The organism is Streptomyces sp. A01, from assembly GCF_059026195.1.
The window spans coordinates 106,094-126,679 of the sequence record NZ_JBWLKN010000017.1; the positions used below are offsets into that span (position 1 = coordinate 106,094).

At 70.8% G+C, this 20,586-nt stretch carries 19 protein-coding genes; 7 read left to right on the forward strand and 12 right to left on the reverse strand.

Annotated features, from left to right (window positions below):
- Nucleotides 1-22 precede the first annotated feature (22 nt).
- Nucleotides 23-685, forward strand: a complete 663-nt coding sequence (gene nucS / locus AC5P1B_RS23100; RefSeq protein WP_493889335.1) for an endonuclease NucS — start codon at nucleotides 23-25, stop codon at nucleotides 683-685.
- 374 nt (nucleotides 686-1,059) lie between these two features.
- Here the strand turns inward: nucS and AC5P1B_RS23105 are convergent, their stop codons facing one another.
- The 4 genes from AC5P1B_RS23105 to AC5P1B_RS23120 form a co-directional block, all read right to left on the reverse strand.
- Nucleotides 1,060-3,675 carry an ATP-binding protein gene (locus tag AC5P1B_RS23105; protein WP_493889336.1) on the reverse strand — a complete coding sequence of 872 codons (2,616 nt, stop codon included), beginning with the start codon at nucleotides 3,673-3,675 and terminating at the stop codon, nucleotides 1,060-1,062.
- A 254-nt stretch (nucleotides 3,676-3,929) separates the two neighbouring features.
- The gene (locus AC5P1B_RS23110) at nucleotides 3,930-4,253 is read right to left on the reverse strand and encodes an STAS domain-containing protein (protein ID WP_493889337.1); all 324 of its coding nucleotides are present in this window, start codon (nucleotides 4,251-4,253) and stop codon (nucleotides 3,930-3,932) included.
- A 162-nt stretch (nucleotides 4,254-4,415) separates the two neighbouring features.
- On the reverse strand, nucleotides 4,416-5,267 hold the full coding sequence (locus AC5P1B_RS23115; RefSeq protein ID WP_493889338.1) for a 3-hydroxyacyl-CoA dehydrogenase family protein: 852 nt from the start codon (nucleotides 5,265-5,267) through the stop codon (nucleotides 4,416-4,418).
- Nucleotides 5,268-5,417: 150 nt separating this feature from the next.
- Nucleotides 5,418-6,059 (reverse strand): TetR/AcrR family transcriptional regulator, encoded by a 642-nt coding sequence (locus tag AC5P1B_RS23120; RefSeq protein WP_493889339.1) that lies wholly within the window; start codon nucleotides 6,057-6,059, stop codon nucleotides 5,418-5,420.
- A gap of 80 nt (nucleotides 6,060-6,139) precedes the next feature.
- On the opposite strand from AC5P1B_RS23120, the gene AC5P1B_RS23125 reads away from it, so the two are divergent.
- The 3 genes from AC5P1B_RS23125 to AC5P1B_RS23135 all read left to right on the forward strand — a co-directional run bounded on the left by AC5P1B_RS23125 (nucleotide 6,140) and on the right by AC5P1B_RS23135 (nucleotide 8,464).
- Nucleotides 6,140-6,925 carry an ABC transporter ATP-binding protein gene (locus tag AC5P1B_RS23125; RefSeq protein WP_493889340.1) on the forward strand — a complete coding sequence of 262 codons (786 nt, stop codon included), beginning with the start codon at nucleotides 6,140-6,142 and terminating at the stop codon, nucleotides 6,923-6,925.
- A gap of 167 nt (nucleotides 6,926-7,092) precedes the next feature.
- Nucleotides 7,093-7,857, forward strand: a complete 765-nt coding sequence (locus tag AC5P1B_RS23130; protein ID WP_493889341.1) for an ABC transporter permease — start codon at nucleotides 7,093-7,095, stop codon at nucleotides 7,855-7,857.
- 19 nt (nucleotides 7,858-7,876) lie between these two features.
- Nucleotides 7,877-8,464 (forward strand): cob(I)yrinic acid a,c-diamide adenosyltransferase, encoded by a 588-nt coding sequence (locus AC5P1B_RS23135; RefSeq protein ID WP_493889342.1) that lies wholly within the window; start codon nucleotides 7,877-7,879, stop codon nucleotides 8,462-8,464.
- A 264-nt stretch (nucleotides 8,465-8,728) separates the two neighbouring features.
- On the opposite strand, the gene AC5P1B_RS23140 is transcribed toward AC5P1B_RS23135, so the two are convergent.
- On the reverse strand, nucleotides 8,729-9,337 hold the full coding sequence (locus AC5P1B_RS23140) for a hypothetical protein (RefSeq protein ID WP_493889343.1): 609 nt from the start codon (nucleotides 9,335-9,337) through the stop codon (nucleotides 8,729-8,731).
- A 274-nt stretch (nucleotides 9,338-9,611) separates the two neighbouring features.
- Here AC5P1B_RS23140 and AC5P1B_RS23145 point away from each other — a divergent pair, with 274 nt between their 5' ends.
- From AC5P1B_RS23145 to AC5P1B_RS23155, 3 genes are all read left to right on the forward strand, one after another.
- On the forward strand, nucleotides 9,612-10,814 hold the full coding sequence (locus tag AC5P1B_RS23145; RefSeq protein ID WP_493889345.1) for a sensor histidine kinase: 1,203 nt from the start codon (nucleotides 9,612-9,614) through the stop codon (nucleotides 10,812-10,814).
- Entirely contained in the window at nucleotides 10,811-11,548 is a 738-nt protein-coding gene (locus AC5P1B_RS23150) for a response regulator (RefSeq protein ID WP_493889347.1), read from the forward strand. Before AC5P1B_RS23145 ends, AC5P1B_RS23150 begins: the two co-directional genes overlap by 4 nt.
- A gap of 243 nt (nucleotides 11,549-11,791) precedes the next feature.
- Entirely contained in the window at nucleotides 11,792-13,639 is a 1,848-nt protein-coding gene (locus tag AC5P1B_RS23155; RefSeq protein WP_493889349.1) for a glycoside hydrolase family 18 chitinase, read from the forward strand.
- A 378-nt stretch (nucleotides 13,640-14,017) separates the two neighbouring features.
- On the opposite strand, the gene AC5P1B_RS23160 is transcribed toward AC5P1B_RS23155, so the two are convergent.
- The 7 genes from AC5P1B_RS23160 to AC5P1B_RS23190 all read right to left on the reverse strand — a co-directional run bounded on the left by AC5P1B_RS23160 (nucleotide 14,018) and on the right by AC5P1B_RS23190 (nucleotide 20,561).
- Nucleotides 14,018-14,503 carry a DUF2550 domain-containing protein gene (locus AC5P1B_RS23160; protein ID WP_493889351.1) on the reverse strand — a complete coding sequence of 162 codons (486 nt, stop codon included), beginning with the start codon at nucleotides 14,501-14,503 and terminating at the stop codon, nucleotides 14,018-14,020.
- Nucleotides 14,504-14,621: 118 nt separating this feature from the next.
- A complete protein-coding gene (locus tag AC5P1B_RS23165) occupies nucleotides 14,622-14,999 on the reverse strand; it encodes a F0F1 ATP synthase subunit epsilon (RefSeq protein ID WP_493889352.1) in 378 nt (125 codons plus the stop codon).
- 110 nt (nucleotides 15,000-15,109) lie between these two features.
- The gene (atpD, locus tag AC5P1B_RS23170) at nucleotides 15,110-16,564 is read right to left on the reverse strand and encodes a F0F1 ATP synthase subunit beta (protein WP_493889354.1); all 1,455 of its coding nucleotides are present in this window, start codon (nucleotides 16,562-16,564) and stop codon (nucleotides 15,110-15,112) included.
- 3 nt (nucleotides 16,565-16,567) lie between these two features.
- The gene (locus tag AC5P1B_RS23175) at nucleotides 16,568-17,494 is read right to left on the reverse strand and encodes a F0F1 ATP synthase subunit gamma (RefSeq protein ID WP_493889356.1); all 927 of its coding nucleotides are present in this window, start codon (nucleotides 17,492-17,494) and stop codon (nucleotides 16,568-16,570) included.
- Nucleotides 17,495-17,496: 2 nt separating this feature from the next.
- On the reverse strand, nucleotides 17,497-19,068 hold the full coding sequence (gene atpA / locus AC5P1B_RS23180; protein ID WP_493889358.1) for a F0F1 ATP synthase subunit alpha: 1,572 nt from the start codon (nucleotides 19,066-19,068) through the stop codon (nucleotides 17,497-17,499).
- 120 nt (nucleotides 19,069-19,188) lie between these two features.
- On the reverse strand, nucleotides 19,189-20,013 hold the full coding sequence (locus AC5P1B_RS23185; protein WP_493889359.1) for a F0F1 ATP synthase subunit delta: 825 nt from the start codon (nucleotides 20,011-20,013) through the stop codon (nucleotides 19,189-19,191).
- Nucleotides 20,010-20,561, reverse strand: coding sequence for a F0F1 ATP synthase subunit B (locus tag AC5P1B_RS23190; RefSeq protein ID WP_493889361.1), 552 nt, complete (start codon nucleotides 20,559-20,561; stop codon nucleotides 20,010-20,012). Before AC5P1B_RS23190 ends, AC5P1B_RS23185 begins: the two co-directional genes overlap by 4 nt.
- Nucleotides 20,562-20,586 lie beyond the last annotated feature (25 nt).

The following is a 20,586-nucleotide window of genomic DNA, read 5'->3' on the forward strand; positions in this document are numbered from 1 at the left end:
GCGTCGAGTAGCGTTGCCGACCATGCGTCTCGTCATTGCCCGCTGCTCCGTGGACTACGCGGGCCGGCTCACCGCCCACCTCCCTTCCGCGCCTCGCCTCATCCTGGTGAAGGCCGATGGAAGTGTGTCCATCCACGCGGACGACCGGGCTTACAAACCCCTCAACTGGATGTCTCCCCCGTGCACCCTCAAAGAGGGTGACGACCGGGTGTGGACGGTGGTGAACAAGGCGGGCGAGAAGCTCATCATCACCATGGAGGAAGTGCTGCACGACTCCTCCCACGAGCTCGGCATCGACCCCGGACTGATCAAGGACGGGGTGGAGGCCCACCTCCAGGAACTCCTCGCGGACCGGATCGAGACGCTGGGTGACGGCTGGACCCTGATTCGGCGTGAATACCCCACTGCCATTGGCCCCGTGGACATTCTCTGCCGGGACTCCGACGGTGCGACGGTCGCCGTGGAGATCAAGCGACGGGGCGACATCGACGGTGTCGAGCAGCTCACCCGCTATCTCGAACTCCTCAACCGCGACCCCCATCTCGCCCCGGTGAAGGGCCTTTACGCCGCTCAGGAGATCAAGCCGCAGGCCCGCGTGCTCGCCACCGACCGGGGCATCGGCTGCGTCGTCCTCGACTACAACGGACTGCGTGGCATCGAGGACGACAAACTGCGCCTGTTCTGACCCGGCCTGTCCGACCCGGTCCGCCCGGCCGCCGCCCTCGGCACCGGTCGGCACGGCGCCGCACCGCCCGCTACCGCCCCGGGCCCAGCGCGAGATCCGCTCCGCGCCAGGCCCGGGGCGGACGTGTGCCGGGGCGCGGGTCGTCCTCGTGTCCAGGCGTCGGAGACCAGGGCCTGGACGGCCGGCATGCTTGACGCATTCCGAGCTGTCCGGCGCGGCCCATGCCACCGGCGTAGGCGGCACGACGCGCGGGCGCACGCGGGTCGCGCATCGCGACAGCGCGCCGCCGACGTATGTCCCGGGGCCTCTCCCGCACCTGCGGGGCCGCCCTGTACGACGATGGCTGAGCGGGGAGGTGCGGACCGCGCCTGCCCTTACGCGCTGGGGCCCGTACCGGACGGGTCCGAGGTGGCGGTGCCCCCGCCGCCGACCGTGGTGGTCGGGCTCTGCGGCGGGACGGCCGTGGTCGGGGTGGTCGACGGGTCCGTCGGCGGCGTCGTGGGTGGCGTGGTCGGCGGGGTGGTCGGGGGCGTGGTGGGCGGCTTCGTCGGCGGCGTGGTGGGCGGCTTCGTCGGCCGGTTGGTGGGCGGCTTGGTCGGCCGATCCGTCGGCTTCGTGGGCGAGCCGGTGGGGTCGCTCGGCCCTGACGGTCCGCCGGAGCTCGGCGTGCCGCTCGGGCTGCCTCCCTGGTCGTCCGGGCCACCGCTGCCCTTGCCGGTGCCGGGGGCGCTGGGAGCCCCCGAGGCACCGGGCGCCAGGGTCTCACCGGGGCCGGGGCGGCCGGTCGCGTCACGCGACGGCTCGTCGGCCGTCAGGTCCTCGTCCTGCCGGGACGCGGTCTGGTCCGGCTTGACCCGGTCGTCGGGGGCGTCGTCGTTGCCGGAGGTCGCGCCGAGCGTGACGACGGTGCCGAGCACGGCCACGAGCAGCGCGCCCGCGCCCGCGGCGACCAGGTTCCTGCGGGCGCCGTTCAGCAGCGGCACACGGCGCCGCAGCGACCTGCCCACACCCCTGATGCCCCGGGCGGCCGCACCGCCCGCGGCGGCGAGCCCGGCGCCGCCCCGTGCGGACTTCGCGGCGTGCTGGCGGGTGACCAGCGTCGTCTCGTTCGGGTCCTCCCACGGCGGGACGTACGGGCTGGCCGTGCTGTCCGGCGGCGCGGCGGACTGCTCGCTGGTGGCATCCGGCACCTCCTCGCCCGCCGGGGTGAGGCCGACCATGTCGAGCCCTCCCGGCGCGGAGATCCCGGTCTTGTCGACGACCAGGGCCAGCGCGCGCCGTCCGGCGACCGCGCCGCGCCGGTCGGCGAGCACACCGCGCAGCCCGATGGACGCCTCCAGTTCGGCGCGGGCCCGGTCGAGGTTGCCGGTGCACAGGGCGAGCACACCGAGCTCGTGGTGGAAGTACGCCTCCTCGGCGACCTCACCGGTCAGCCTGGCGGCCTCCTGCCCGTGCCGCAGACAGCGTTCCCAGGCGTTCCAGTTCAGCCCGGCGGCGAAGGCGGGGGCCGCCGTCCTGGCCAGCAGTACGGCGGCCCCGAGCTGCTGGACGCGCTGGGTGCCCTCCCTGGGCTTGGTCGCCGCGCCCGTCCCCGCGCCGCTCCTGGCCGCCACCAGGGCCGACAGCGCGCCGAGGATCGCGTGGGCCTCGTCGGCGACCCGCCCGGGGGCGACCGAGGGGTGGCCCGCCCACCAGGCGTAGTGCTGGGCGACGGTGTGCGCGCGGTCCGCCCCGTCCTCGGCGAACCCGGCGGCCTCCAGCTGGGCGGCGACGCCCGCCACCAGCCGCAGTTGCGTACCGGCGGGCGTGATGAGGCCGCAGCCCAGGAGCTCGGTCACGGCGGCGTCCGCCTGCGGGTCTCCCACGAGAGCGGGCAGATGCGTCGGGTGCGGGCATACGCCGCCGAGCGCGAGCGCGAAGCGCAGCGCCTCGCGCGCCGGCTCGCTCAGCCGGGAGGCGAGCAGGGCGGCGGGCGCCACGCCCTCGCTGAGGGTGGGCGCCGGAACACTGTGCGGCTCCCGGTCGAGCAGCCCGTCCCGCTGCCGCAGCAGCGCGGCCGCCTGAAGGAACCGCAGCGGCAGCCCCTCGGACTCGAACCACAGGTCAGCGGCCCACTGCGCCTCTTCGTCGGTGGGCGGCCTGCGCACCGCGCGCCCCAGCAGCTCCATGCACGCGGGGCGGCTGAGGCCGCTGAGGAGGACTTCTTCGAGGTACACGCCGGGCGACGGGACGTCGACGTCGAGCGTCGCCGATATCAGGAAGGCGCACTCGGGTGTGGCATCGAGGAGCTCGTCCAGCGCGGCGCCGCCGAACTCGATGTCGTCGACGACGACGACCGCCCCGATGTCGTGCGTCAGCGCCAGCAGCTCCGCCCGGTCAGGGCGGTGCGACGGCATCCGGTAGACGGTCGCGCACAGTGCGTGCAGCAGGTCGGTGGGGGTGCGGCGGCACCCGGACAGCCGGATGACGCCGTCGGGCGCGAAGTCGCCGCACTCGGCGGCGACGGCGTCGAGCAGCGCGCTGCGCCCGGCGCCGGACGGCCCGGTGAGCCGTACGGAACGGCCCCGGGCGAGCAGCCGGACCAGCCGCTCGCGCTCCTCGTCGCGCTCAAGGAGAGGGAGGTCCGCGGGCGCGCCCGCGGCCGGGCCACTGGCGCCGCCGGTCGTGGCGGAGCGCGGCGCGGCCTGGGCGCGGCGCAGCTCCTCGCGCTCTTCCGGCGTGTGGCGCTCGGGCACGGCGGGCCCGGGGCCGCCTGGCGGGTGCAGTTCGATCTCGCTGCCGTCGATGGGGTTGACGGTCAGCACGTAGTCGCCGGAGGTCAGCTGGACGGTGCGGGCGATGCCGGGCGAGGGGGCCGCGCCCTGCTCCACGTCGTGGTGCCCGAGAGCCGGCGGCTGCGGGTCGCGGCCCGGGCGCTGCGGGCCGCTCGGCGCGGCACCGCCTGGTGCGTCCCTGCCGTGCTCTTCAGGTCCCCGGTGTGTCGGGTCCATGGTGAATGCCCCCCAGCTGCATGCCGTGTGTTCTTGCGGCCGGTCAGCGACTCCCCGGTCTCCGCGAGGCGCCTCAGCCGCCGCTTCCGGTCCGGGCTCCGCCTGACGTCGTGAGCGGCGGTTTGGAACCTTAAACCTTCGCCCAGTATCTACGAAGCCGGGGGTGCGTCGCGCCGCCCCGGACGTCACAGGATGGTGAGGATCACCGCGCCGCGCGGCGGGGGCCCGGGCGCGAGTGCCCCACCGCTACGGGCTCACACACGCGGCAGGGACTCGATCTCCAGACCGCCCTCGATGGCGAGGATGCGGTGCAGCCTGGTCGCCACCAGCAGGCGCTGCATCTGCGGCGGCACCCCGCGCAGTACGAGCCGCCTGCCCACCCGGCCCGCCCTGCGGTGCACGCCCATGATGACGCCGAGTCCGGTGGCATCCCAGGAGTCGAGCGCGGACAGGTCGAGCACGAGGTCTCCGCCTCCGGAGTCGACGGCTGTGTGCAAGGCCGTACGGGCGTCCGCCGCGCTACGGATGTCGAGTCGGCCCCCGACGACCAGCTCAGCGTGGTCGCCCTTGATGTGCATATACGCTCCCCGAGGTGTGATCGTCGCGTTCGCAGGTCTACAGAACTGACTGCCCCTCACACGGCAAAGTTGCCGCCCGTGAGCGAACCGATACCGAATTCACCCCATGGAGTGAGCCCATGGGGTGAGTACCCGTCAGGTCGTCTCAGTCGTACTGTCTGTTCAGTCGTGCTTGTAGAAGCCCTGGCCGCTCTTGCGGCCGATGTCGCCCGCGTCGACCATGCGGCGCATGCTCTCCGGCGGGGCGAACTTCTCGTCCTGGGACTCCGTGTAGATGTTGTCGGTGGCGTGCAGCAGGATGTCCACGCCGGTGAGGTCGGCGGTGGCCAGCGGGCCCATGGCGTGACCGAAGCCCAGCTTGCAGGCGGTGTCGATGTCCTCGGCTGTGGCGACCCCGGACTCGTGCAGCTTGGCCGCCTCGACCACCAGCGCCGAGATGAGGCGGGTGGTCACGAAGCCTGCGACGTCGCGGTTGACGACGATGCAGGTCTTGCCGATGCCCTCGGCGAACGCGCGGGCCGCGGCGAGGGTCTCGTCGCTTGTCTTGTAGCCGCGTACGAGCTCACAGAGCTTCATCATCGGCACCGGCGAGAAGAAGTGCGTGCCGACGACCCGCTCCGGCCGCCCGGTCGCCGCGGCGATCTTGGTGATCGGGATGGCCGAGGTGTTGGAGGCGAGGATCGTCTCGTCCTTCACCAGGCCGTCGAGCGTGCGGAAGATCTCCTGCTTGACCTCGATCTTCTCGAAGATCGCCTCGACCACGATGTCCGCGTCGGCGGCGGCGTCGAGGTCGGTGGTGGTGGTGATGCGGGCCAGGGCCTGCTCGGCGTCCTGGGCGTCGAGCTTGCCCTTGGCGACGAACTTCGCGTACGACGCCTCGATGCCGTCCTTGCCGCGCCGCAACGCCGCGTCCGTCACATCGCGCAGCACGACGTCCCAGCCCGCCTGGGCGGAGACCTGGGCGATTCCGGACCCCATGAGTCCGGCCCCGACGACGGCGAGCTTCTTGGCCACTGCTTCTCCCTCACCTGCTGAGGACCGGCACGTCCCCAGAGAACACTGAAAAATCGACTCTGAGGCGGACCTTAGCGTTCGTCAGGGCCCCTGTGGCAGGGGAAGAGATGCGCGTCACGTCTCACATGACGGACATCACACCGGCAGCGGTCACCGGGCGGGCCGCACCGCGTAGTTGAGGACAGCGTCGCTCACGAGCTCCTCCATCTCATCCATCAGGACGAGCGCGTCGCGGGAGACCTCGACGGCCTTGCGGCCCGCGACCATCTCGCGGCCGACGTAGCCCATGACGGTGCTCTGCATCCAGGCGAGCTGGCCGCCGATCAGCAACGGCAGCGGGTCGGCCGCGTCGGCCCCCGTCTCCTCGCGCAGTATCCGCTCGACGGCCTCGACGATCTCCTGCTGGAGGTACCAGAGGCGGGCCTTGAGGGTGTGCGAGCCCTGGATGACCCGTATGAAGCGCTCATATCCGTCGAACAGCCCGATGGTGGGCGAGACGCACTCCACCTCGTTCCGCAGTTCGCGCAGCGCGGCGGCGGCGGCCGACTCCCCCGGCTCACGGCCGCGCACGTACCGGGGCAGCCGGTCGATGACGCCCTTGCTGCGGTCGAAGAACAGGTCCTCCTTGGCGGGAAAGTAGTTGTAGACGGTGTTGACGGAGACGTTCGCCGCCTCGGCGATCTCCGCGATCGTCACCGCGTCGAAGCCGCGCTCAAGGAACAGCCCGGTGGCCATGTCCGAGATGTGCTGCCTCGTCTGCCGCTTCTTCCGTTCCCTGAGCCCGTCTGCCATGAGCTCATCGTAGCTGTCAGTGGTGGATGCCCAAACTTGGGGCGATTGCAAAAATTAAGGGACTCTGTTTTTCTGGGGCCATGGCAATCATCAGCACGATCGGGCTGACCCGGACCTTCACCACCAAGCAGGGCCCCGTCGAAGCCGTGCGCGGCATCGACCTGCGGGTCGAGACGGGTGAGATCCTCGGCTTCCTCGGGCCGAACGGCGCGGGCAAGACGACCACCTTGCGGATGCTCACCACCCTGCTTCCGCCCACCGGCGGCGCCGCCACCGTCGCGGGCTGTGACCTCTTTCGCGACCCGGCGGGCGTACGGCGCAGCAGCGGCTACGTCGCCCAGTCAGGCGGCGTCGACCCGCAGCTCACGGTCAGGGAGGAACTCGTCACCCAGGCACGGCTGTACCGCCTCCCCAAAGCAGAGGCCGCCGCGCGCGCCGTCGAGCTGGCGGCCGACCTCGGCCTGACCGACCTCCTCGACCGCAAGGCGGCGGCCCTCTCCGGCGGTCAGCGGCGGCGGCTCGACATCGCCATGGGCCTCACCCACCGGCCCGCCGTCCTCTTCCTCGACGAGCCGACCACGGGGCTCGACCCCCGCAGCCGCGCCGACCTGTGGGACCTGGTCCGCCGCATCCGCGCGGAGCAGGGCACCACGGTCTTCCTCACCACCCACTACCTGGACGAGGCCGACGCGCTGGCCGACCGGCTGGTGATCGTGGACCACGGGGTCGTCGTGGCCGAGGGCACCCCGAGCGATCTCAAGACCCGGTACGCGGGCTCCCCCGGCGCCCCACTCCAGGAGGCGTTCCTCGCCATCACGGGCCGCGGGCCCGCCACCCCGCAGGACGCCGCACCGGTCGCGGTCTGACGCCACGCGCCCGCCTGGCCCCCGGCTCCGGACGACGCCACGCGCCCGCGCCCGCGCGACGCCACACGCCCCGCGCGACGCCGCACCGCACCACCCCGTGACGCCGCCCCGCACCGCGCCCATCAGCGCTGCCCAGCACCCGTCAGCACCGCACGAGGAGTCCCCGCATGTCTCCGCTGTCCGCTTTCCTCTCCGACACGGCGCTGGTCTTCGGGCGCTACGCCCGCCAGACCCTGCGCTCGAAGTTCCAGATGCTGTTCGGCACCCTGATGCCGCTGCTGTATCTGCTCTTCTTCGGGCCGCTGCTCACCGGTCTGCCGCTCGGTTCCGGCGCCAGCTCCTGGCAGGTGCTCGTGCCCGGCCTGCTGCTTCAACTCGCCCTGTTCGGCGCCTCGTTCTGCGGGTTCTCGGTCCTCATCGAGAAGCAGTACGGCGTCGTGGAGCGGATGCGGGTGACGCCCGTCAGCCGACTGGCGCTGCTGCTGGGGCGGGTGCTGCGGGACGCGGCGCTGTTCGTCTGCCAGGCCGTGCTGCTGGTGCTCGCCTCGCTGGCGATGGGGCTGCGCGCGCCGGTCGGCGGCATCCTGATCGGCCTGGGGTTCGTGGCCGTGCTGACCATCGCCCTGGCCTCGCTCTCGTACGCGCTGGCCCTGAAGGTCACCACACCGCAGGAGTTCGGGCCGACCATCAACGCTCTCACCATGCCCTCGATGCTGCTGTCCGGCTTGATGCTGCCGATGGCGCTCGCCCCGGGCTGGCTGGACGTCCTCTCCCACCTCATACCGTTCCGCTACCTCGTGGACGCGGTACGGGCGGCCTTCGTCGGCGACTACGCCGGTACCGCCATGCTGTACGGCGTGCTGGCCGGTGCCGCCCTGAGCGCGCTGTCCGTGATGGTCGGCACACGCGTCTTCAAGTCCGCCGGGGCCTAGCCGTGGCTACGCTCGGGACATGGTCAATCTGACGCGCATCTACACCCGCACCGGCGACAAGGGCACCACCGCGCTCGGTGACATGAGCCGTACCGCCAAGACCGACGTCCGCATCGCGGCGTACGCCGACGCGAACGAGGCGAACGCCGCGATCGGGGTGGCCATCGCCCTCGGCTCGCTACCGGAGGAGGTCGTCGGCGTGCTCGTACGCGTCCAGAACGACCTCTTCGATGTGGGCGCCGACCTGTCGACTCCGGTGATCCCCGACCCCAAGTACCCGCCGCTGCGCGTCGAGCAGTCCTACATCGACAAGCTGGAGGCGGACTGCGACCACTATCTGGAGCAGCTGGACAAGCTCCGGAGCTTCATCCTGCCGGGCGGCACGCCGGGCGCGGCGCTGCTGCACCAGGCGTGCACCATCGTCCGCCGCGCCGAGCGCTCCACCTGGGCCGCGCTGGAGGCACACGGCTCCAGCGAGGCGGACGGCTCCATGAACGCCCTCACGGCGACGTATCTCAACCGGCTCTCCGACCTGCTGTTCATCCTCGCCAGGGTGGCCAACAAGGAGACCGGCGACGTGCTCTGGGTGCCGGGCGGCGAACGCTGACCAGCAGCCCCACGGTCACCACCACGTTCACGGCGCGGGTCTGACAGGGTCTGACGGGGGACGCGGTCGGGAGAGACCGAGAACCGGGCGCCACGGCGCCAGGCCGGGGAGCCAGGGGGTGACACCCCGGCCCCCTGGTCCGCCAGGGGTTTCCGGCGGAGGTGCCCCGGCAGGGGCGCGGGGAACCGCGCGACCAGCCACGACACACCCGCAGCCCGCGACGCACGGACAGGGACTCCCCCGGCGCGACCCGCCGGTCCCGGCCTAACGCGGCGGCGCCTCCACGTCGTGCCGCTCATGCGCCACGACCTCGTCCCGCTCCCGCGCGCTTTCCGCTCCCGCAGGGGCCTTTTTCGGCCAGATCGTGGCCGCGACGGCGATGGCCAGCGAGATGCCGGTGACCAAGCCCAGCGACGAGAACCAGTCCCGCAGCGCCGCTGTCCGGTCCGCGTCGCCGACGTACCAGATGGCGCCCTGGAGCAGCGCCGCGGCGACGGCAGCGGCCAGGACCGTACGTCCGGCCAGCCGCCACTCGTGGATGACGCGCGCCTTCCCGTACCGGGGCGGCTTGGCGGGGCGCGGGCCACCGGCGAAGCGGTACGCGAAGTGCCTGTCCGCCCACTGGACCGTGTAGTGGCCGAAGCCGACGGAGAAGCCGATATAGACGGCGGCGAGCCCGTGCTTGGTGTCGGCGGTCGCGCCCTGCCGCAGGTCGATGGCGGTCACGATCAGCAGGACCAGCTCAAGCACCGGCTCGCACAGCAGCACGGCGGCTCCCGCGCGCGGCCGTTTCAGCGGGTAGCGGAGGGCCAGGCCGCCGGCGAGCAGGACCCAGAAGCCCACCTCGGCGATCACGATCATGGTCACGATCACGGCATCTCTTCCCGCTTCCCAGTCCGTCGGTCTTGCCGCGGTCCGCTGGTCTTGCCGCGGTCCATCGGTCTTGCCGCGCCGGTCTTCGCCACCGGCCGTGAGCCGGCGCCCTGCCCCCGTCGGCGCCTTGGTCACTCCAGCCTCAGCCAGGCGCCGCCCGCGCGCGTCGTCGCAGGTGACGAACCGGAACTGCATCCTTCGGTGTACCGCGCCACCGCCCACGCCCGACCGGGAGCGGACGCCCCGCTCCCCCACCGCATGCTGTGATGGACCCATGCCACGCCTTCCCCTGGTCCGCCCGCATCAGGACGATGTGCTGATCAGCGTCTCCGGGCTGGTCGGCGGGGTGGTCCTGTGGCTGCTCGGCCTGCACAACAGCCCGCCCGCGTTCGGCCTGCCGTCCTGGCTGTCGCTGGTCGCGCTGGCCGTCATGTCCGGGGCGGAGCTGCTGCGCCGTACGGCACCGCAGACCGGCCTGGCGATCGGCACCCTCGCCCTGGGCCTGGACCTGTGCACCGGCACGCTCGTCGCGACCGTGCTGATGTTCACGGACCTGATCTACGCGGCGGTGCTGTACGGCTCCCCCGCCGCGGCCCGCCGCATCCCCCGCGACTGCTACCTGATCACGGCGCTCGTCACCGTCGGCACCCTGGTCGGCTTCCGCGACCCGGAGGCCCTGCTGCTCGGGTTCGCCACGGCGATGATCACCATCGTCCCGGCGTGGACAGCCGCGATCATCCGCAACCACAGGGAAGCCGCCGCGGCCGCGCGCCTGGAGGCCGAACGCACCGCGCTGCTCGCCGAGCTCGACCGCAGGGAAGCCATCGCGGGCGAACGCGCCCGGATGGCGCGCGAGCTGCACGACATGGTCGCCGGGCATCTGTCCGCCATCGCCATCCACTCGACGGCGGCGCAGTCACTGGCCGACCCGGAGGCGACGGAGAAGGCGCTCGGGGTGATACGGGAGAACAGCGTGCAGGGGCTGGCCGAAATGCGCCGCCTCATCGGGCTGCTGAGGGACGCGAGCGGCGAATCCGAACCCACGGCGGCGCCCACGCTCGACGGCCTGGACGCCCTCGTCAGCCGGGCCGGACGCACCGGCCGGCAGAACGGGCTGAGCTTCGTACTGAGCGATGAGCGCGCCGAGACCGACGCTCCCATGCCCGCGCCCGTCGGGCTGGCCGCGTACCGCATCGTCCAGGAGGCGCTGACGAACGCCCTGAAGCACGCCGGACCCGGCGAGGTCAGGGTGCGGCTGACGCGGGAGGCTCCGGGGCCGCTGTGTGTCCGGGTGACCAGCCCGCTCGGCGAGCGGGGCGGCCCGCGGGCACCCGGCTCCGGCGCCGGGCTCATCGGCATGCGGGAGCGGGTGGCCCTGCTCGGCGGGGAGTTCACCGCGGGCCCGGAGGCCGTGGGACAGGAGAAGGTCTGGCAGGTACGGGCCGTATTGCCCGTCGAGGAGGAGACAGCACGATGACTCACGCAGCAGGCCGACGTCCCACCAGCCCGGCGCCGGAGGCTCCCGGGCCCGATGCCGCGCCCGCCACCACGGTCAGGGTCCTGGTCGCCGAGGACCAGTCCTCCGTACGCGCCGGACTGGTGCTCATCCTGCGCTCCGCCCCCGACATCGAGGTGGTCGGCGAGGCCGCCGACGGTGAGCAGGCGGTGGCGATGGCGCGCGAGCTGCGCCCCGATCTCGTTCTGATGGATGTGCAGATGCCCCGCCTCGACGGGGTGTCGGCGACCGCCCAGGTCGTGGCCGAGGGGCTGGCCGACGTCCTCGTGCTCACCACGTTCGACCTCGATGACTACGTCTTCGGCGCGCTGCGCGCCGGGGCCGCCGGTTTCCTGCTCAAGGACAGTGACGCGGGTGAACTGCTGGCGGCCGTCAGGACGGTGGCGCGCGGTGAGGGGCTGATCGCGCCCGCGGTGACCCGGCGGCTGATCGAGGAGTTCGGCCGGGGCAGGCCCGCCAGGGGCGCGCACGCCCCCGACCAGTCGGTGCTCGATGTGATGACCCGCCGCGAACGCGAGGTGTTCGGCTGCCTCGGGGAGGGCCTGTCCAACGCGGAGATCGCCGACCGCCTCGCGATGGCGGAGGCCACGGTGAAGACACATGTCAGCCGGTTGCTGGGGAAGCTGGAGCTGCGCAGCCGGGTGCAGGCGGCGGTGCTGGCGCAGGAGTTGGACGCCACGGCCCCACCGCGGTAAGGGGCGCCCTTACCGGCACGGACCTCCACGGTGAGGGGCGGGCGGCCGGCCTCCCCGGTGGTTGATCGTTGTTTCACTTTGGTCCAGACCTCTTGACTCAATGGTCCAGACCTTCTTACGCTCCCTTCACATCTTTAGTGAGCGAGTCATGACAATGACGCTTACTGGGCGGCGCACGTTTCGCGAAGAACTCAACCCCCCGAACTCCGGACCCGCTGTCCGGACCGAGTTCCAGGAGCCCCTGTGAGAAGAAGGATCGTCAGACGCATCAGACTGACCCGGCACAGAACAACCGCGGCTCTCGTCGCACTGCTCCTCCCGCTCGCCGCGCTCGTCGGCCTGGCCACTCCCGCCCAGGCCGCCGAGTCCGCCACCGCCACGTACGCCAAGACCTCCGACTGGGGCAACGGCTTCGAAGGCAAGTGGACCGTCAAGAACACCGGCACCACCACCCTCAGCAGCTGGACCGTCGAGTGGGACTTCCCCTCCGGTACGACCGTCACCTCCCACTGGGACGCGTCCGTCACCAGCGCGAGCGGCCACTACACCGCCAAGAACCTCAGCTGGAACGGCAGCCTCGCGCCCGGCGCGAGCGTCACCTTCGGCTTCAACGGGACCGGCGGCGGCGCTCCCACCGGCTGCAAGCTCAACGGCGGAGCGTGTGACGGCGGTTCGCAGCCCGGCGACACCCCGCCGAGCGCCCCCGGCACCCCGACCGCGAGCGACATCACCGACACCTCCGTGAAGCTCAGCTGGACGGCCGCCACCGACGACAAGGGCGTCAAGAACTACGACGTCCTGCGCGGCGGCACCAAGGTCGGCACGGTCACCGGCACCAGCTACACCGACACCGGCCTGAAGGCCGGCACCGACTACGCGTACACCGTCGTGGCCCGCGACACCGCCGACCAGGTCGGTCCGGCCAGCGGCCCGCGCACGGTACGCACCACCGGCGGCGGCGGCGAGCCGCCCGTCGGTGACAAGAAGAAGCTCGGCTACTTCACCAACTGGGGCGTCTACCAGCGCAACTACCACGTCAAGAACCTGGTGACCTCCGGCTCCGCCGCCAAGCTCACCCACATCAACTACGCCTTCGGCAACGTCCAGGGCGGCAAGTGCACCATCGGCGACGCGTACGCCGACTACGACAAGGCGTACACCGCCGACCAGAGCGTCGACGGCAAGGCCGACACCTGGGACCAGCCGCTGCGCGGCAACTTCAACCAGCTCCGCAAGCTCAAGCAGCAGTACCCGAACATCAAGATCATCTGGTCGTTCGGCGGCTGGACCTGGTCCGGCGGCTTCACCGACGCGGTCAAGAACCCCGCCGCCTTCGCCGACTCCTGCCACAAGCTGGTCGAGGACCCGCGCTGGGCCGATGTCTTCGACGGCATCGACCTGGACTGGGAATACCCCAACGCCTGCGGCCTGACCTGCGACAGCAGCGGTCCCGGGGCGTTCACGGAGATGATGAAGGCGATGCGCGCCCGCTTCGGCTCCGACAACCTGGTCACCGCGGCGATCACCGCTGACGGCTCGAAGGGCGGCAAGCTGGACCTCGCCGACTACGGCGGCGCCGCCCAGTACAGCGACTGGTACAACGTCATGACGTACGACTTCTTCGGCGCCTGGGAGGCCAAGGGCCCGACCGCCCCGCACTCCCCGCTGTACGGCTACAACGGCATTCCCATCCAGGGCTTCAACTCCGACGCCGCCATCCAGAAACTCAAGGGCAAGGGCGTACCGGCAAGCAAGCTGCTGCTCGGCATCGGCTTCTACGGCCGGGGCTGGACGGGCGTGACCCAGAAGGAGCCGGGTGGCACCGCGACGGGCGCGGCACCGGGCAAGTACGAGGCGGGCATCGAGGACTACAAGGACCTCAAGGACCGCTGCCCGGCCAACGGCACGGTCGCCGGAACCGCGTACGCCCACTGCGGCACCCAGTGGTGGAGCTACGACACCCCGGCCACCATCGCCGGGAAGATGTCGTACGTGAAGGACCAGAGCCTCGGCGGCTCGTTCTTCTGGGAATTCAGCGGCGACACCAGCAACGGCGAACTGATGACGGCCATCGACAGCGGCCTGCGCTAGCGCCTGGGCGGCGGGCCCCACGTCTCCACCGGCCCGGCCCGCCGCCGGTCCTCTTTCTCCCCACGAGGACGAGGACCGGGAACCGAAACCCGAGGACCGGACAGTCGGCACCGCCCGCCGACTGCCCGGTCCTCTCGCCTGTGCCCTCACCGGGCGGGGCCGGAGTGCCTGTGCGGGCCGGCTTCCTGCCGCCCGTTCCCGAATCGTCCTCAATCGCCGGACGGGCTGGATTTACCAGCCCGTCCGGCGATTGAGGACACCGCTCACCCGTCCGCAGCCGCAGGACACCCTCAGTCCAAGAAAGCCCTCCGCCTAGGCCACATTCCCCCTCCCCCAGACTCCGTCTGGAAGGTGCCCCCAACCAACGAGCGCCCCTACTTAAGCCACATTGACTCGTTGGCCCGGGGGCGCGGCTTCCAGCCAGGCCAGGAAGCCCGTCAGGGCGTCCTCGCTCATGGCCAGCTCGTGGCGGACGCCCTGATGGGTACACGTCAGAACCACCGCGTCCGACAGCAGCGCCAGCTCCTCCTCGCCCTGGGGAGTGCGGCGCGCGATCACCTCGATCGCCGCGCGCTCAAGGAGCCGGCGCGGGCGCGGCGCGTAAGAGAAGACGCGGAACCACTCCACCCGGTCACCGTTGTAGCGGGCGACCCCGTACACCCAGCCCTTGCCGCTCGGCTCGGCCGCACCGCCGCCTGCCACGGCTTCGGCTTCGGCGTCCACCGGCACGGGCACATCCCACCGCAGGCTGCAGTCGAAGGTCCCTCCAGACCGCTGGATCAACCGTCTCCGCAGCCCGAACACGAAGAGCCCCAGCAGCACGAGCACGACGACCGCGCCGCTCACAAGCAGAGCGAGGACCATCTTCACCGACCTCCTCGCGTCATCCGGATACCCCGCACCTGCATCGCCTCAGCCGCGGACCGCTGGAGCAGGCTCCAGCGGGGTCCGCGGCTGAGGATCGTACGTATCAGTGACCGGCTCAGTGCGCGCCCGTCACCGCACGCAGCCGGACATCGGCGCGCCGCTCGGCGGCGTCGTCCGCCTCCGCCTTGGCCCGCTCCAGCGCCCGCTCCGCGCGCTGAACATCGATCTCATCAGACAGCTCAACGATCTCAGCGAGAAGGGAGAGCTTGTCATCGGCGAACGAGATGAAACCGCCGTGCACCGCGGCGATCACCGTCCCGCCGTCCTTCGTACGGATGGTCACCGGACCGGACTCCAGCACGCCGAGAAGCGGCTGGTGGCCGGGCATGACGCCGATGTCACCCGATGTGGTGCGCGCGATGACCAAGGAGGCCTCGCCGGACCAGACACTCCGGTCCGCCGCGACCAGCTCGACGTGCAGCTCAGCAGCCAACGTGGCTCCTCGGGTCGTCACCCGGCCGTTATGCCGGGTGTTGGGTCAAATTCTAGTGGGCGTAACGAGAGGGGCGGGACACACCCGCCCCTCTCAGCTGAGCGGCGCCGTCAGGCGACACCCAGCTCCTTGGCCTTGGCCTTGAGGTCGTCCAGGCCACCACACATGAAGAACGCCTGCTCGGGGAAGTGGTCGAACTCACCGTCGGCGATCGAGTTGAACGCCGAGATGGACTCGTCCAGCGAGACGTCCGAGCCGTCGAGACCGGTGAACTGCTTCGCCGCGTGGGTGTTCTGCGACAGGAAGCGCTCGATACGACGGGCGCGGTGGACGGTGAGCTTGTCCTCCTCGCCCAGCTCGTCGATACCGAGGATCGCGATGATGTCCTGCAGGTCCTTGTACTTCTGCAGAATCCGCCGGACGCGGGAGGCGCAGTCGTAGTGCTCCTGCGTGATGTACCGCGGGTCCAGGATGCGGGACGTCGAGTCCAGCGGGTCGACCGCCGGGTAGATGCCCTTCTCCGAGATCGGCCGGGAGAGCACCGTCGTCGCGTCGAGGTGCGCGAAGGTGGTCGCCGGGGCGGGGTCGGTCAGGTCGTCCGCGGGGACGTAGATCGCCTGCATCGAGGTGATCGAGTGACCACGGGTCGAGGTGATGCGCTCCTGGAGGAGGCCCATCTCGTCCGCGAGGTTCGGCTGGTAACCCACCGCGGACGGCATGCGGCCGAGCAGCGTGGAGACCTCGGAACCGGCCTGGGTGAAGCGGAAGATGTTGTCGATGAAGAACAGCACGTCCTGCTTCTGCACATCGCGGAAGTACTCCGCCATGGTCAGACCGGCCAGCGCGACCCGCAGACGGGTGCCCGGCGGCTCGTCCATCTGGCCGAAGACCAGCGCGGTCTTCTCCAGGACGCCCGACTCGGTCATCTCGTCGATGAGGTCGTTGCCCTCACGGGTGCGCTCGCCGACACCGGCGAACACGGAAACGCCCTCGTGCAGCTTCGCCACACGCATGATCATTTCCTGGATGAGGACGGTCTTGCCGACGCCCGCACCACCGAACAGACCGATCTTGCCGCCCTTGACGTACGGGGTCAGCAGGTCGACGACCTTCAGGCCGGTCTCGAACATCTCGGTCTTCGACTCAAGCTGGTCGAAGGCCGGGGCCTTGCGGTGGATCGGCCAGCGCTCGGTGACCTGGGCATTGGCCTCCGAGTCGTTGAGGATCTCGCCAAGGGTGTTGAACACCTTGCCCTTGGTGATGTCCCCGACGGGCACCGTGATGCCGTTGCCGGTGTTGGTGACGGCGGCCTGGCGGACCAGACCGTCGGTCGGCTGCATCGAGATGGCGCGGACCAGGCCCTCGCCCAGGTGCTGCGCGACCTCAAGGGTCAGCTTCTTGAGCTTCCCGTCCTCCGCCGGATCGGCGACCTCGACGGTCAGCGCGTTGTAGATCTCCGGCATCGCGTCGACGGGGAACTCCACGTCGACGACCGGGCCGATGACCCGCGAGACGCGGCCCGTGGCCACGCCGGCAGGAGCGGTCGGCTCAACAGTGGTGGTCATATGTCAGTCACTCCCCGCGGTCGCGTCGGCCAGAGCACTCGCGCCACCGACGATCTCGCTGATTTCCTGGGTGATGTCGGCCTGGCGGGCCGCGTTCGCAAGCCGCGTGAGCGACTTGATCAGATCTTCCGCGTTGTCGGTCGCCGACTTCATCGCGCGGCGGGTGGCGGCGTGCTTGGAAGCAGCCGACTGCAGCAGCGCGTTGAAAATGCGGCTTTCGACGTACCGCGGCAGCAAAGCGTCAAGGACGTCCTCCGCCGACGGTTCGAAGTCGAAGAGCGGAAGGATCTCGTCCTTGGCCGCGCCCGACTTCTCCGCGTGCTCGTTCGCCTCTTCGAGGCTCAGCGGAAGCAGCCGCTTGTCGACCGGCGTCTGCGTCATCATCGACACGAACTCGGTGAAGATGATGTGCAGCTCATCCACGCCACCCTCAGCCGTGTCCTTGACGACGGCTTCGATCAGCGGGGCCGCGACCTTCTTGGCGTCGGCGTACGTCGGGTTGTCGGTGAAGCCTGTCCAGGACTCGACGACCTCGCGCTCGCGGAATCCGTAGTAGGCCACACCCTTACGCCCGACGATGTACGGCCGGACCTCCTTGCCCTCCGCGGTGAGCCGCTCAGTGAGCTGCCCGGCCGCCTTGATGGCGTTGGAGGAGTAGCCGCCGGCCAGTCCGCGGTCGCTCGTGATGAGCAGTACCGCGGCCCGGGTCGGCCGGTCCACCTCGGTGGTCAGCGGATGCTTGGTGTTGGAGCCCGTGGCCACCGCTGTCACCGCGCGAGTGAGCTCATTCGCGTACGGCGATGAGGCGTCGACCTGCCGCTGCGCCTTGACGATGCGCGACGCGGAGATCATCTCCATCGCCTTGGTGATCTTCTTGGTGGCCGTGACGGACTTGATGCGGCGCTTATATACCCGTACCTGCGCGCCCATGCTCAGCCCTCACCCAGCAGCTTGCCGTCCGAGGTCTCGAACTGCTGCTTGAAGGTGGCGATGGCCTCGGCGATCGCCTGCAGGGTGTCGTCCGACATCTTGCCGCCCTCGCGGATCGACGTCATCAGCTCCTTGCGCTCACGGTGCAGGTAGTCGAGCAGCTCGCGCTCGAACCGGCGGATGTCCTCGACCGGCACCTCGTCCATCTTGCCGGACGTACCGGCCCAGATGGAGACGACCTGGTCCTCGGTGGAGTACGGGGCGTACTGGCCCTGCTTCAGCAGCTCGACCATGCGCTTACCGCGCTCCAGCGACGCCTTGGAGGCCGCGTCCAGGTCGGAACCGAAGGCGGCGAACGCCTCCAGCTCGCGGTACTGGGCGAGGTCCACGCGGAGTCGGCCGGAGACCTGCCGCATGGCCTTGTGCTGGGCGGAGCCACCGACACGGGAGACCGAGATACCGACGTTCAGCGCCGGGCGCTGGCCCGCGTTGAACAGGTCGGACTCCAGGAAGCACTGGCCGTCGGTGATGGAGATGACGTTGGTCGGAATGAACGCCGACACGTCGTTCGCCTTGGTCTCGACGATCGGCAGACCGGTCATCGAACCGGCACCGAGGTCGTCGGAGAGCTTGGCGCAACGCTCCAGCAGCCGCGAGTGCAGGTAGAAGACGTCACCCGGGTAGGCCTCACGGCCCGGCGGGCGGCGCAGCAGCAGGGACACGGCGCGGTAGGCGTCGGCCTGCTTCGAGAGGTCATCGAAGACGATGAGGACGTGCTTGCCCTGGTACATCCAGTGCTGGCCGATGGCCGAGCCGGTGTACGGGGCGAGGTACTTGAAGCCGGCCGGGTCGGAAGCCGGAGCCGCGACGATCGTCGTGTACTCCAGCGCGCCCGCCTCCTCCAGCGCGCCGCGCACGCCGGCGATGGTGGAGCCCTTCTGGCCGATCGCGACGTAGATGCAGCGGACCTGCTTCTTCGGGTCGCCGGAACGCCAGTTGTCGCGCTGGTTGATGATCGTGTCGACGGCCAGGGCGGTCTTGCCCGTCTGGCGGTCGCCGATGATCAGCTGACGCTGGCCACGGCCGATCGGGGTCATCGCGTCGACGGCCTTGAGGCCGGTCTGCATCGGCTCGTGCACCGACTTACGGACCATGACGCCCGGGGCCTGCAGCTCCAGCGCGCGCCGGCCATCGGTCTCGATCTCGCCGAGGCCGTCGATCGGGGCGCCGAGCGGGTCGACAACGCGACCCAGGTAGCCCTCGCCAACAGCGACGGAGAGCACCTCACCGGTGCGCGTCACCGGCTGGCCCTCCTCGATGCCGCTGAACTCGCCGAGGACGACCGCACCGATCTCGCGCTCCTCAAGGTTGAGGGCGAGGCCAAGGGTGCCGTCTTCGAACTTCAGCAGCTCGTTCGCCATGGCCGAGGGCAGACCCTCGACCTTCGCGATGCCGTCGCCGGCAACGCTGACCGTCCCGACCTCCTCGCGCGAGGCCGCGTCCGGCGTGTACGCCTGGACAAAGTTCTCCAGTGCGTCCCGGATCTCCTCCGGCCGGATCGTGAGCTCCGCCATCTGGGTTCCCTGCTCTCCTTGTTGGGCCCGAAGTGTTTCTGGGGGTCTGGGGGCTACCCCCCAGAGGACTCAGTCGGCCCAACTCGGGCCGCTAGCAATGCTTGTTGAGTTGGTGGCTGGTCAGCCGGCCATGCGCCGGGTCGCCTCATCGAGACGGTCGGCGATGCTCCCGTTGATGACCTCGTCGCCGATGCGCACCGTGACCCCGCCGAGGACGCTGGGGTCCACATCGAGGTTCAGGTGCACCGCACGTCCGTACACCCTGCCCAGCGCGGCGCCCAGGCGCTGCTTCTGCTGGTCGGTGAGCGGAACCGCGGAGGTCACCACGGCGACCACCCGGCTGCGACGGTCCGCAGCCAGCTTGGAGAGGGCGTCGAGCCCTGCTTCCAGGCTACGTCCCCGCGGCTGGGTGACAAGGCGGGTCAGCAGCCGCTCGGTGACGGGGTTGACCCGGCCCCCGAGCAGCGTACGGAGCAGTTCCGCCTTGGCCGGTCCGGCGCCCGCGTGCGCGCCCTTCGCGGTGAGAGCGGACCGCAGCTCCGTGGAGGAGGAGACGATCCGGCCGAACCGGAACACCTCGTCTTCCACGTCGTCCAGCGCCCCGCCGCGCTGAGCGGCGATGAGGTCGGCGCCGGACGCCAGCTCCTCGACCGCGTCAGCGAGGTCACGCGAGCGCGACCAGCGGGAGCGGACCATGCCCGCGACCAGGTCGAGGGCTTCGCCGCCCAGCTGTCCGCCGAGCAGCCGGCGGGCCAGCTCGGCCTTGGCCTCACCGGACTGCGCCGGGTCGGTCAGGGCCCTGCGCAGCGACACCTCGCGGTCGAGCAGCGAGGTGACAGCGGCCAGCTCCTCGGCGAGCGCCGCCGCGTCGACGGACGTGCTGTCCGTCAGCGCGTCGAGCCGCTCCCGTGCGGAGGCCAGCGCGTCGCGGCTCGCCCCATTCATCGGGCCGCCTCGGTCTTCGCCGCGCCGTCCTCAAGGCCGTCGAGGAAGCGGTCGATGGTGCGGCTCTGCCGGGCGCTGTCCTCAAGGGACTCGCCGACGAGCTTGCCGGCCAGGTCGGTGGCGAGCTTGCCCACGTCCTGGCGCAGCGCGAGCGCGGCCTGCTTGCGGTCGGCCTCGATCTGGGCGTGACCAGCGGCGATGATCTCTTCGCGCTGCCGCTGACCCTCCGCGCGCATCTCAGCGATGAGCGTGGCGCCCTGCTCCTGCGCCTCCTGGCGCAGCCGCGCGGCCTCGTGGCGAGCGTCCGCGAGCTGAGCACGGTAGTCCTCAAGGACCTGCTGCGCCTCGGCCTGGGTGGCCTCGGCCTTCTCCATGCCGCCTTCGATCGCCGCACGGCGCTCGTCCAGAACCTTGTTGATGTTCGGGAGGAGCTTCTTGGCGAGGAAGAGGAAGACGATCGCGAAGGCGATCAGGCCGATGACGAGCTCTGGAATCGGCGGTACGAGGGGGTTCTGCTCCTCGGCAGCCAGCTGTGCCAGGGCGATCACATCAGTGCCTTTCGTCGATAAAAGG

Coding starts and splice junctions, on each gene's coding strand:
- AC5P1B_RS23185 (WP_493889359.1), bottom strand. CDS start 20,013: ATGAATGGGGCGAGCCGCGACGCGCTGGCCTCCGCACGGGAGCGGCTC.
- AC5P1B_RS23175 (WP_493889356.1), bottom strand. CDS start 17,494: ATGGGCGCGCAGGTACGGGTATATAAGCGCCGCATCAAGTCCGTCACG.
- atpA (WP_493889358.1), bottom strand. CDS start 19,068: ATGGCGGAGCTCACGATCCGGCCGGAGGAGATCCGGGACGCACTGGAG.
- AC5P1B_RS23120 (WP_493889339.1), bottom strand. CDS start 6,059: ATGGCAGACGGGCTCAGGGAACGGAAGAAGCGGCAGACGAGGCAGCAC.
- AC5P1B_RS23125 (WP_493889340.1), top strand. CDS start 6,140: ATGGCAATCATCAGCACGATCGGGCTGACCCGGACCTTCACCACCAAG.
- nucS (WP_493889335.1), top strand. CDS start 23: ATGCGTCTCGTCATTGCCCGCTGCTCCGTGGACTACGCGGGCCGGCTC.
- AC5P1B_RS23135 (WP_493889342.1), top strand. CDS start 7,877: ATGGTCAATCTGACGCGCATCTACACCCGCACCGGCGACAAGGGCACC.
- AC5P1B_RS23110 (WP_493889337.1), bottom strand. CDS start 4,253: ATGCACATCAAGGGCGACCACGCTGAGCTGGTCGTCGGGGGCCGACTC.
- AC5P1B_RS23105 (WP_493889336.1), bottom strand. CDS start 3,675: ATGGACCCGACACACCGGGGACCTGAAGAGCACGGCAGGGACGCACCA.
- AC5P1B_RS23145 (WP_493889345.1), top strand. CDS start 9,612: ATGCCACGCCTTCCCCTGGTCCGCCCGCATCAGGACGATGTGCTGATC.
- atpD (WP_493889354.1), bottom strand. CDS start 16,564: ATGACCACCACTGTTGAGCCGACCGCTCCTGCCGGCGTGGCCACGGGC.
- AC5P1B_RS23160 (WP_493889351.1), bottom strand. CDS start 14,503: ATGGTCCTCGCTCTGCTTGTGAGCGGCGCGGTCGTCGTGCTCGTGCTG.
- AC5P1B_RS23150 (WP_493889347.1), top strand. CDS start 10,811: ATGACTCACGCAGCAGGCCGACGTCCCACCAGCCCGGCGCCGGAGGCT.
- AC5P1B_RS23130 (WP_493889341.1), top strand. CDS start 7,093: ATGTCTCCGCTGTCCGCTTTCCTCTCCGACACGGCGCTGGTCTTCGGG.